Below are 10,563 nucleotides of genomic sequence, written 5' to 3' on the forward strand. Positions count from 1 at the left end.
TTATAGATACCATTTTGGTATAATAGGTTAAAGTAAAACCCTAGGAGGTGAGTAAGTGTCAACAGAATTATTACATGAAATACTTAAAGAAATAAAAGGTGTTAATCATAGACTGACAAATGTTGAAAATAAAGTAGATAATTTAGATCATAGACTAACAAGTCTAGAAAATAGGTTTAGTAACCTTGAACAAAGGTTTAGTACTCTTGAGCAAGGTCAAATTAACCTTGAACAAAGGTTCAGTACTCTTGAAAATAATTTTACTAACCTTGAACAAAAGTTTAGTACTCTTGAAAATAATTTTACTAACCTTGAACAAAGGTTTAGTACTCTTGAAAATAGATTTACTAACCTCGAACAAGGACAAGCTCATCTTTCAAATAAATTCGATAACCTCGAGCAAAAATTAGATATTATTAATGAACAAACAGCGAGACTTTCAGAATATCATACAGAAAATAATATAAAACTTGATAATATTACGGATAAGATAGAGACTATTGAAGCTATTACAAAAGAAAATCTTTACGATATAACTAAATTAAAAATAATCAAATAAAAAGTAGCAAAAAGAATAATTTCTTTGCTACTTTTTTTTGAATAAATGTTTTGGATCATTTTTCCTTAACCCAGGATAAAATCGTAATGGTTCCTATAATACAAAATGTACCTAGCCACTCTGGTAGACCAAATTTTATTTTAAACCAAATAACAGCTATAAATGCGGCTGCTAATGGTTCTATGCTAGCTAATAAACTAACCTTTGAAGCTTCAAGATATTTTACACTTTCTAAATAAAAATAAAAGGCTATAAATGTTCCAAATATTATAATAAAAGCAACTGCAAAAAATGAAGATAAAGACCACTGACCTATAAATTTCCATGGTGGATAGATAAAGCTAAAAACTATTCCCCCTACTAACATGCCCCAGCCAACTACAATCATCGCTCCCCATTTAGCAAGCAGTTTTCCAGGTTGTAAAGTATAAAAGGCAAGTGCTACTGCTGAGGCTAACCCCCAAAATAATGCTAACCCAGTAATTGATAATTTTCCAATACTCCCCCCGGTGACTAAGAGAAATGTACCTAAAAGGGCTAATATTAATGCTACTATAACAGGTCTATCTGGAAATCTTTTAAGACGAATAGCTAAATAACAAGTAATTAAAACAGGTGCTAAATATTGTAATACTGTAGCTGTAGCTGCATTACCATGTAAAATTGCCGCTAAATAAGTATACTGCACACTCAGTGTTCCAAAAATAGCAAATATTATTATTCCAATACTATCTTCTTTACTTTTCCAAATGCCCCAAATATTATTATTTTCTCTTGTATAAGCAAGTCCTAATAAAATCAAACCTGAAAATAATAACCGAACAACGGTTAGCCACTCAGCATTAAAACCATGCTCCGTAAAAAGATATTGGGCAACATTACCAGATACCCCCCATAAAGTGGCACCAATTAAAACTAAAAATGTTCCTTTTTTTCTTTCAGATGATAAAGCTGCACTTTCTGCACTCATTTTTACTCCTCACAATTTCTAAATTTATATTATTGATTAAAAATATCTGATTTTCTACTGTCTTTTCATTATATCCTAAAATTGAAATAATGAAAATCGTGATAGACTTTATTCCTATTCAATAAAATGCTACACTTAATATGTAAATTATGTAAGGAGGATAATATGAGTAAAATACATTTAAAGTACGACTTAGATGAAAAACCACCTTTTAAAGAGTTATTACCTTTTGGCCTACAATGGCTGGTCATAACTATACCAATGATAATTATCATTGGTAAATTAGTTGCAGGATTACACTATGATGATCCTGGGGCACAAACTATCTATATGCAAAAAATATTTTTTGTGATGGGTATTTCTCTTTTAGCCCAAATTTTATGGGGCCATAGACTACCACTTATCATGGGCCCTGCTTCTGTATTACTAGTAGGAATTATTGCAAGTTTAGCGTCATCAATTAATACAATCTATACTTCTATCTTTTTATGTGGACTTATTCTAGCCGTTCTTAGTATTACAGGTTTATTCAAACCTATAATTAAACTTTTTACACCTAATGTAGTAATAGTCATCTTATTATTAATACCTTTTACTCTTGTTCCTACAATCTTAAATTTAATTTTTCCAAGTGGAGCTAGTGTAAATCCCTTTCATAATCTTTTATTTGCTTTAGTCTTAATCTTCACCTTGTTTTGGACAAATAAGGTTTTAACTGGTATCTGGAAAACTACTTTAATTGTGTGGGCAATGATTATTGGACATTTTCTTTACAGCATATTATTTTCTGTTCCCCTATATCAACAAGTAAATACTAATTTATTTGCAGGATTTTGGAGTAACTTTACAACCAGTTTTTCTCTAGATACAGGTGTTCTAATTTCCTTTTTTATCTGCTATTTAGCCTTGGCTACAAATGAACTAGGTTCAATTCAATCTGTGGGTGAAGTACTTAAACCAGATGAAATGACCAAAAGGACAGATCGGGGAATTACAATTACTGGACTTTCAAATGTCTTGGCTGGATTTTTAGGCGTAATTGGCCCAGTGAGTTTTTCTTTAAGTCTTGGGGTTATTACTTCGACCGGAGTTGCATCAAGATTCACCTTAATTCCTACCGCTCTTGGCCTTATGACCTTAGGCTTTATGCCGAGTGCTATCACTATTTTAGGTAGCATTTCATCCGTAGTTATAGGAGCTATTTTAGTTTATATTTTAACCTCACAAGTAGCTGCTGGTTTTATGCTAGTTGCGAAAAATCAAAACTTTAAATTAGAACAAGGCTTATTAATTGGATTTCCTTTACTATTAAGTGTTCTTATTTCTTTTATTCCTACTACTGCTTTAAACTTATTTCCTGACCTTTTAAAACCACTTTTAGGTAACGGATTTGTAGTTGGGTTTTTAGGTGTTTTAATTATGGAACATATCATCTATAAAGAGAGAGCATAAATTGCTCTCTCTCATAATCTTGTGTGACTAGTCCTATTCTTTTTACTTCATCTATTTTTAACTGCTTTCCTCCACTAGCATAAGCAGTTACAGTAATAAATAAACACATTAAAACCAAAACGAGCATAGTTAAACATCTTTTTACCACGTACTTACCCCTCTCCATTTTTTACTCCACCTTATTAGTATACAATTTAAAAATAAAAATGTTCAATTTTTTGAAATTCACTAATATATTCTAAATATAAAATATGAAAAGGCTGGTATTTTAATTGCCTTTTATATGTACTTATCTCAGATACATAAGTTAAAACTTAAAATTCAAAAGATGGAAGAAACTAAAGAAAAGACAAAATTAGATGATTATCCATACGGTGGCTTTCAGCATTAATATTTATTTATGCCAACAAAGAAATGATTGTTAGATCTTTTGTAACCTTTGGCGTGCAAATTTTATTAATAAAACAAGTAAATCCTGAGTTTGCAGCCTTAATTATCTCTTTGTTTTTATTTATTAATTCAGCAGGTACTATTGTCGGAGGATTTTTAAATGAAGCAATAACTTAAGATTTTAATTAAAAATCATTCCTCTGGATAAAAAAGTAGCAACAAGATGTTATCCATCTTACTGCTACTTTTTTAATAGTTAATTATTTAGTAAATATACATAACCAGATGCAGGGTGGTTCACTACTAGTATAGCTTACTCTATGTTTTTCATGAGCATTAATTAAAATTGTTTCCCCCTGTTTTAAACTTACTTCTTTATTTTCAAATTCTAGGCTGGCATTTCCCTGTAATAAAATTACAAATTCCGTCTCATCTTGATCGTACCAATCCGTAGTTTGTCCAGCCGAAATAATACGTTCCACTCGCACATTTTTATTCTTTAATAAATTAGTTACTAATTCTTCTGTTAAAGGTAGCTGGGGTAAGTCGTATATGTTCATGTATCCTCCTAGGTAAGTGGTATGGTTTTATCTGTATGATCTTTTAATTTTAATCCTTTTTGTCCATGCTTTTCTAAATGCTTAATTAGATTTTTCTTGCCCTGGGTTATCTACTCCTCCTACAAAAGAGTTTGTGTTATCTAATGTTTTTAAATCTTTTACCTTTTTTAAAAAATCAGCAAATTCCTTTTCACTTTGGGCAAAATGGCGTAAATCTCTACCCATTATTTTCTCTGCAATAATTCTATCATAATGAATTGTATGTTTATGAGTATGTTCCTCACTTCTAAGTTCAAAACCAACAATATCTACATTTTCAATTAAAGAAAACATAATTAAAGCATTTTTTTGGATAAGATAATGATTTTTTCCTTTTGCATAATCTTCACATGTATTTGCATCAGTATTAAAGTTTATAGTCACTCCATAGGGTGGCTTAGTTGTTTGTAACTTAAAAGAATCATATTTTATATCATCTGGAAATTCTAATAAAGAAATTATATTACCGACCTTAGAGTTATTCCCTACATATTTTGTTTTATATTTTAAAAAATCCCCAGCCTTAGTTACAGTTACGGTTTCATCCTCTTTTCCTACTGGTGCATCAGAAAGTAATCCAATCCCAATAATTACTACTAAGATAACTGTTACCATCAGTATCCAAAAACTTGGTTTTTCATAATTTAAAATATTTTTAATTCTTGATTTAACGTTGCTCTCTCCAAAGGACAAGGGGCTTAAAATACCACTTTTTTTCACAGAGAAAGAAAGTAGCGAACTAGCATAATTTTTTCTGATATCTTCATTACTACTCTTTAGCACACTCTCATCACAAGACATTTCCATATCCTTACTCATAAGAATAAAAGAAAGCCATATTAAGGGATTAAACCAATGAATAGTAAGGACTAAAAAGGCAATTGGTTTTATCAGGTGATCCAAGCGTTTAAGATGGATTTGTTCATGTTTTAAAATAAAATCTTGCTCATTACTATCAATACCCAGGGGTAGATAAATTTTAGGTTTTATTAAGCCCAGAATAAAAGGTGTTTTAATTTGATCACTTGCAAAAATATTATCCTCCACTAAAGTTGCAAACTTTACTTTATTTTTCACGCGTAAATACGTGAAAATTCCATAACAAAGCATTATTATAATCCCTATAACCCAAATCTTAGTTGAGACCTCCATAATAATTCCCATAGGGTTAACACTAGCAGCGGGATTTACGGGTGGTAGTGAATTATTTAAACTTTGATTAATCGTCTCATCTATTATACCAACATTACTATTAATCTCCGGATTCTGCGTATACATAATCTCTGGCTTAATAACCTCAGAGCTAAACAGATTTAAACTAAAACTATTTTCAAGAGAAAACGGACAAACTAAGCGAAATAATACCACGATCCATAGAGAATATGAAATTATTTTAGGGGCTCTTTTTAAGACTATCCTTAAAACCATGACCACGAGTGCTACGAAACTAGCAAGTATACTCATATTAAGTATCTCTATAAATAAGTTAATCATTGGTTGCGTCCTCAATCATTTCTTTGATTTCTCTTGCTTCTTTAGCAGAAATTTTCTTATCTTTTAGAAAAGCAGCTAAAAATGCAGGCAAAGAATCATCAAATATTTTTTCTAAAAGATTTTCACTCTCATGCCTTTGAATTTCTTCTCTTTTAACTAACGAAGTGACAGTGGCATTTTCATTTTGCAAAATACCCCTCTCACATAGTTTACGAATCATCGTATAAGTAGTAGACTTTTTCCAACCTAATTTTTGTGAGGCTATTTTAGAAAGCTCCGTGGAATTTATAGGTTCCACTTCCCAAATAATATCTAAAAATTTGTATTCTGCATCAAAAAGCTTTAATTTATCCATCTTGCAACCCCCTGGTTTAGTCTAATAAACCTCTTTATTTAAGTTTACTGCGATAAACCTCCCGTGTCAAGAAAAGGGTAATAATAAATAAGAATTACAACCTAAATAAGAGCTCTTTATTATAAAAATCAAACCCTTAATTCCTATTTACATGCTAAAATATAGATAATCATTATATTAAAAGGAGTGTCCTTTTTTATGAACCTAAAAAATATTAGATGGAAGCAACGCTTTCAAAATTTTCAGAAGGCATATAATCAGTTTAATTCAGCTATTGCAGATTTTGAAAACTTAAGCACTCTAGAAAAAGAAGGATTAATTCAAAGATTTGAATATACATTTGAGCTGGCATGGAAAACACTTAAAGACTACTTAGAATCAGAGGGGGTTCCTGCCAATTTTCCTCGTGAAGTAATAAAAGCTGCTTTTCACTATGAGTTAATTCAAAATGGTGCAGTCTGGATGGACATGCTTGAAAAAAGAAACTTGATGGCTCATACTTATAATGAAGCTCGATTTAATTTAGCTATAGAAAAAATAAAAGATGAATATTATCAAGCCATAACAGAAGTATATACTGTTTTAGAGGCTAAGTTATGAAATTTGGAATTTCAGGGGACACATTATCAATTATAATTAGTACACTAAGGGAATTTGCAGAAATAAAAAAAGCTTCTGTTTTTGGCAGCAGAGCTTTAGGAAATTACAAAAATGGCTCTGATATAGATTTAGTAGTATTTGGTCCTGAAGTTACAACTGAAATAATTAATCTTTTAAGTATAAAATTAAACGAAGAATTATCATTACCCTATTATTTTGATGTTATTCATTATGAAACTTTAGACTCAAAAGAACTTAAAGAACATGTTGATACATTTGCTAAAGGCTTTTATCCTTAAGTTTCCACAAAGAATTAAGTTGGTTAAACTAAAACAATAAATTTACCTTTTCATATAAATTTCCTCATTAATAAGTTTGTTCTCTATACAAGAACAGGGAATTATCTTTATGTAAAGGCCATTCCCTGTTTTAAGTCATTTTACCATGAAGGTAAAAATATTTTTTGCGCGATATTTTCAATTATTTTCTCTTGCTCGGCAAATCCATAATATCTTAGATAAATTACACCTTTACCTTTTCCTGCGAATATTTCTACAGCTGCTTCTCTTTCATGTACAATTAGCAGATCTAAATCTGGATGTTCTATTTCCTTAAACTCACCACCATCATACCACGCGCCATATCTTTTAATTAAATCAGAAATAAGACCTTCTGTTAAAAATTCATACCTTAGTTGATAAACCTGGGAAGTAATACTAGGAGAATATTCTCCGCTCCCATCTAGCCACATTTCTCCTGGAACCTTACCACTTTCATCCGTTTCATATTGTACAGGGGCAAAAAAACTCCACTCCGACCTATATTTATTATAAAAATCAATATCATCTTCATAATAACGATGCACTTTAATCATCTTAGGATTTTGCTCAACATCAGCTAACCTCACAAAAGGTAAATTAGGTGTCTCCTCGGGTAAATTATAAGTTTTATGCGAAGCTATTTGGATCCAAGGCATGATACTCGTTAAAATAAAAAACCAAAAAACATCACGGTAATTATAAGACTTATCCCACGACCCTTTTGCCAGGGAGCATGATGGTTAATGGGTTTACCTTCTAATAAAGTATTACGTAAAATACGAATTGACTTTGCCGCCTGTAAAGTTTCATAAGATCCATATAACAGTGCAATTATTAAAACAATTTGCGAAATAATATATCCTTCTACTAAATCTAAAACGGGAGTTGCATCAATAAACCAAATTGAAGAAACAAGAGCCAAACTTATCAGTGTACCTACAACACTTATAATGGCATTAGTTTTGAATTTTTTATCTAATTCCTGTAAGGTATAAGATTGCTCCACTGGATCTGTGTGAATTTCAGGTGCCTTTAATTCTGCAGGAGAAGAAAATACATTAAAGTTTCCATATCTAGTAACATAATCCCATCCGCTCTCTACATATAATCCTTTTTGTTCAGCGGTTATTTCTTTATTTTTTACAATTTCAATCCTATATCTTGTTTTTTTAGGTTCTCCTTTTGTAAATTTAGCAAATATTAAACCCATTTCTGTAAGGTGAAGTCCTTCAGCTGCTAAATCCGTAAACCAGCTTTCATGCTCCCCTATACGCCAATAATCACGGGGACGTAATTTTCTAATAATTTTACTCATTTTCATCACCTTCTTTTAAAATTATTCCATCTTGAACGAGTGATAGTAAACGATTATATTCTATTTTCAGAGCTTCTTCACCCTCTTTAGTAATAGCATAAACCTTTCTTCTGCCATCATTTTCAGCTAATTCAATCAATTCATCTTTTTGCATACGGGTCAGTACTCCATAAAGCGTACCTGGTCCCATCTGCAACCTACCTTTAGAAACTTCCGTAATTGACTGCATTAATTGATAGCCATGACTCGGATTCATTAGGGCTAAAAGTACATAATACATTGCCTCGGTCATTGGACCACCATTATATGCCATGACAAACATCCTCTCTATTATGTTCTACGTAATTATGCAACACGATATATCGTATAGCATAATAGTAAATTATTCTATATGTACTGTCAATAAAAAACAGAGTAATGACACTTACTTAAAGTGTCATTACTCTGTTTACAATTCTTATTTTATATATTCATTACCAACTAAAACATCCTGGATTGCCTTTGTTGGAATTACAAATTCTACAGTACCCATATACCCTGGGGCTACTTCGTATTCATTAAAGGAAATAACCAATTTACCCTCAGGGTTAATGTAAAAATCTTGGTCCTTTTTAATCTTTTTAAAATAATCCATATCTAAAGATTCATCTACTTGCTCTTTAGTCCAATATACTTTACCTTCATCTTTTTTCATCTGATCTCTCATTTGACTTATAATATTCTTACTAATTACCTCTACATATCCTTCATCTTTAAATAAGCTTGGTAATGTAAGTAAAATTTGCTTTTGTTTATCTATGGTGTCATGATTTAAAGTTGTAGTTGCTGAAGCTGCTATTTGAGTAATATAGCGACTTACTGAAAATATCTTTTCATTATCGGTCTTTACTTCATATCCGCTATCTACCGCAATATTTCCTCCATTTTGCTTTTTTAAATCCTCCATTTCTTTAATGAAATCTGCATATAATTTTTTATTTTCTTCTAAATACTTTTCATTTAAACCGTTTTCTAAATCTTTATTTTCTAAGCCTTTGATTTCAGGAACCTTAATATCTGCTGCAAATTTTTCTTCATCAATTTTGTATTCTCTAAAAGTAAGCACCTTTACTATTTTACCTACTACAGGTGCTTCACCTAAATTTTGTGCTAACACTGGACTAGTATTAACCCCTACAGTTAATAGTCCGAAAATTAAAGCAGTAGAAGCAGCTACTGTTACTCCTTTAGAAAATCCATTTTTTCTTGATTTCATTTTTACTCCACTCTCCTTGATTGCTTTTTTTACTCTAAAATCTAATTCAGTTGGAATAGGTGTCTCTTGATACTCTTTTTTAGTTTTTTAAATTTTTATTATCCATATTTAAGCCTCCTCATATAGGTTGTCATCATTCATTTTGATTCGCAATTTTTCTAATCCCTTATATAACCTGGTTTTAATTGTATTTACATTTTCATCTAAAACCTCTGCAATCTCTTCAATTTTTAAATCTTCAAAATACCGAAGAATAATAATTGTTCGATAAGGTTCAGCTAAACTGTCTAAAGCTACCTTTAAATCAAAATCTTCATAATTATCTGCTTCTCCTAGATCTAAATTGGTTAATATCTCATTATCTAATATCACTATTTTTTTCTTTTTACGTAAAAAATCCAGAGAGGTATTAACTATAATTCTATAAAACCAGGTTTTTATATAGCCTGGCTCCTGTAAAGAACCACTTGCTGAAAAGGCCTTATAGATAGATTCCTGTACAATATCTAAAGCATCCTCTACATTTTTCACATAACTATAAGCTAATCTATAATGCGATTCTTTATAGGTAACCACATGATCAGCAATATCTTGTTTTAGATCTTTTTTTACCATTCGTACGAAACTCTCCTTACCCTTAATTTAGATACGTATCTATTTCGTTCTATACTTTATAGACGCAAAGGTCTGATAAAAAGTTTTAAATAAATATTAACACAAAAAGGACACCCTTAAATTTGTACCGACCCCCAAAAGTTAGACCAAAAATCTAACAATTGGAGGTCGGTATTTTTATGGCTGCATACAGTTATGAGTTTAAAAAGAAAGTTGTAGATGCATATTTACGTGGCGAAGGAGGTTATACTTTTTTAGCAGAAAAATATGGAGTAAAAAACAGAAGACAAGTTCTCAATTGGGTACATTACTACGAAGAACTTGGTGATGATGGATTAAAACGTTCAAGAAAGAACGAAGCTTATTCTTTTGAATTTAAGCTTGGTGTGGTAGAGTCTTATTTAACAAGTGAGGTATCTTATCAGGAACTGGCTCTTTCGATAGGGATTAATAATAATGCTCTTATCGCTAGGTGGGTAAATGATTATAGAGCGGCTGGTCCTGATGCCTTAAGAGATAAGAAACGTGGGAGAAGGGCTAAAATGAATTCATCAGGTAAGGCTGTTAATATACAACGCCAAGATGATTCAGCTCCTGTTGATACAAGCACTGAGCATGTTAAACAGCTTGAAGCTGAAC

16 protein-coding genes are annotated in these 10,563 nt (G+C 31.2%); 6 read left to right on the forward strand and 10 right to left on the reverse strand.

The genetic code is table 11. The annotated features are described in order from the left end of the window. The first annotated feature begins 55 nt into the window (after positions 1-55). Positions 56-559 carry a hypothetical protein gene (locus B8965_RS03570; RefSeq protein WP_084052489.1) on the forward strand — a complete coding sequence of 168 codons (504 nt, stop codon included), beginning with the start codon at positions 56-58 and terminating at the stop codon, positions 557-559. Positions 560-614: 55 nt separating this feature from the next. On the opposite strand, the gene B8965_RS03575 is transcribed toward B8965_RS03570, so the two are convergent. Then, positions 615-1,529, reverse strand: a complete 915-nt coding sequence (locus B8965_RS03575) for a DMT family transporter (RefSeq protein ID WP_084052490.1) — start codon at positions 1,527-1,529, stop codon at positions 615-617. 165 nt (positions 1,530-1,694) lie between these two features. Between B8965_RS03575 and B8965_RS03580 the strand changes: the two genes are divergently transcribed. Then, positions 1,695-2,981 (forward strand): uracil-xanthine permease family protein, encoded by a 1,287-nt coding sequence (locus B8965_RS03580; RefSeq protein WP_084052491.1) that lies wholly within the window; start codon positions 1,695-1,697, stop codon positions 2,979-2,981. Here the strand turns inward: B8965_RS03580 and B8965_RS03585 are convergent. Continuing rightward, positions 2,959-3,147: a hypothetical protein gene (locus B8965_RS03585; protein WP_084052492.1), complete on the reverse strand. Its 189-nt coding sequence runs from the start codon at positions 3,145-3,147 to the stop codon at positions 2,959-2,961. The two genes, B8965_RS03580 and B8965_RS03585, sit on opposite strands and share 23 nt — an antisense overlap. Positions 3,148-3,395: 248 nt before the next feature. Between B8965_RS03585 and B8965_RS12425 the strand changes: the two genes are divergently transcribed. Further along, positions 3,396-3,548 (forward strand): hypothetical protein, encoded by a 153-nt coding sequence (locus tag B8965_RS12425; protein WP_159446258.1) that lies wholly within the window; start codon positions 3,396-3,398, stop codon positions 3,546-3,548. Positions 3,549-3,631: 83 nt separating this feature from the next. Here B8965_RS12425 and B8965_RS03590 read toward each other — a convergent pair whose 3' ends face one another. The 3 genes from B8965_RS03590 to B8965_RS03600 form a co-directional block, all read right to left on the reverse strand. Next, positions 3,632-3,931, reverse strand: a complete 300-nt coding sequence (locus tag B8965_RS03590) for a cupin domain-containing protein (RefSeq protein WP_084052493.1) — start codon at positions 3,929-3,931, stop codon at positions 3,632-3,634. A gap of 81 nt (positions 3,932-4,012) precedes the next feature. Then, positions 4,013-5,464: a M56 family metallopeptidase gene (locus B8965_RS03595; protein ID WP_084052494.1), complete on the reverse strand. Its 1,452-nt coding sequence runs from the start codon at positions 5,462-5,464 to the stop codon at positions 4,013-4,015. Next, positions 5,457-5,819: a BlaI/MecI/CopY family transcriptional regulator gene (locus B8965_RS03600; protein WP_084052495.1), complete on the reverse strand. Its 363-nt coding sequence runs from the start codon at positions 5,817-5,819 to the stop codon at positions 5,457-5,459. Before B8965_RS03600 ends, B8965_RS03595 begins: the two co-directional genes overlap by 8 nt. A gap of 198 nt (positions 5,820-6,017) precedes the next feature. Here B8965_RS03600 and B8965_RS03605 point away from each other — a divergent pair, with 198 nt between their 5' ends. Together B8965_RS03605 and B8965_RS03610 are read left to right on the forward strand one after the other, a co-directional pair. Further along, positions 6,018-6,419 (forward strand): nucleotidyltransferase substrate binding protein, encoded by a 402-nt coding sequence (locus B8965_RS03605; protein ID WP_084052496.1) that lies wholly within the window; start codon positions 6,018-6,020, stop codon positions 6,417-6,419. After that, on the forward strand, positions 6,416-6,718 hold the full coding sequence (locus B8965_RS03610) for a nucleotidyltransferase family protein (protein ID WP_084052497.1): 303 nt from the start codon (positions 6,416-6,418) through the stop codon (positions 6,716-6,718). The genes B8965_RS03605 and B8965_RS03610 overlap by 4 nt, the downstream gene beginning before the upstream one ends. Positions 6,719-6,858: 140 nt before the next feature. Here B8965_RS03610 and B8965_RS12575 read toward each other — a convergent pair whose 3' ends face one another. From B8965_RS12575 to B8965_RS03630, 5 genes are all read right to left on the reverse strand, one after another. Beyond that, a complete protein-coding gene (locus B8965_RS12575) occupies positions 6,859-7,395 on the reverse strand; it encodes a hypothetical protein (RefSeq protein WP_200805867.1) in 537 nt (178 codons plus the stop codon). Positions 7,396-7,403: 8 nt separating this feature from the next. After that, on the reverse strand, positions 7,404-8,054 hold the full coding sequence (locus tag B8965_RS12580) for a DUF2812 domain-containing protein (RefSeq protein WP_200805868.1): 651 nt from the start codon (positions 8,052-8,054) through the stop codon (positions 7,404-7,406). Next, positions 8,047-8,367, reverse strand: coding sequence for a PadR family transcriptional regulator (locus tag B8965_RS03620; protein WP_084052498.1), 321 nt, complete (start codon positions 8,365-8,367; stop codon positions 8,047-8,049). Before B8965_RS03620 ends, B8965_RS12580 begins: the two co-directional genes overlap by 8 nt. Before the next feature lie 144 nt (positions 8,368-8,511). Continuing rightward, the gene (gene rsiV, locus B8965_RS03625; protein ID WP_479723337.1) at positions 8,512-9,366 is read right to left on the reverse strand and encodes an anti-sigma-V factor RsiV; all 855 of its coding nucleotides are present in this window, start codon (positions 9,364-9,366) and stop codon (positions 8,512-8,514) included. 51 nt (positions 9,367-9,417) lie between these two features. Then, complete coding sequence (locus B8965_RS03630; RefSeq protein WP_084052500.1) at positions 9,418-9,924, reverse strand: sigma-70 family RNA polymerase sigma factor; 507 nt, start codon at positions 9,922-9,924, stop codon at positions 9,418-9,420. A gap of 179 nt (positions 9,925-10,103) precedes the next feature. Here B8965_RS03630 and B8965_RS03635 point away from each other — a divergent pair. Next, positions 10,104-10,563 (forward strand): helix-turn-helix domain-containing protein (locus B8965_RS03635; RefSeq protein WP_084052501.1); only part of this gene is annotated, 460 nt, incomplete at its 3' end.

This window comes from Desulfonispora thiosulfatigenes DSM 11270 (assembly GCF_900176035.1).
Lineage (GTDB): Bacteria > Bacillota > Peptococcia > Peptococcales > Desulfonisporaceae > Desulfonispora > Desulfonispora thiosulfatigenes.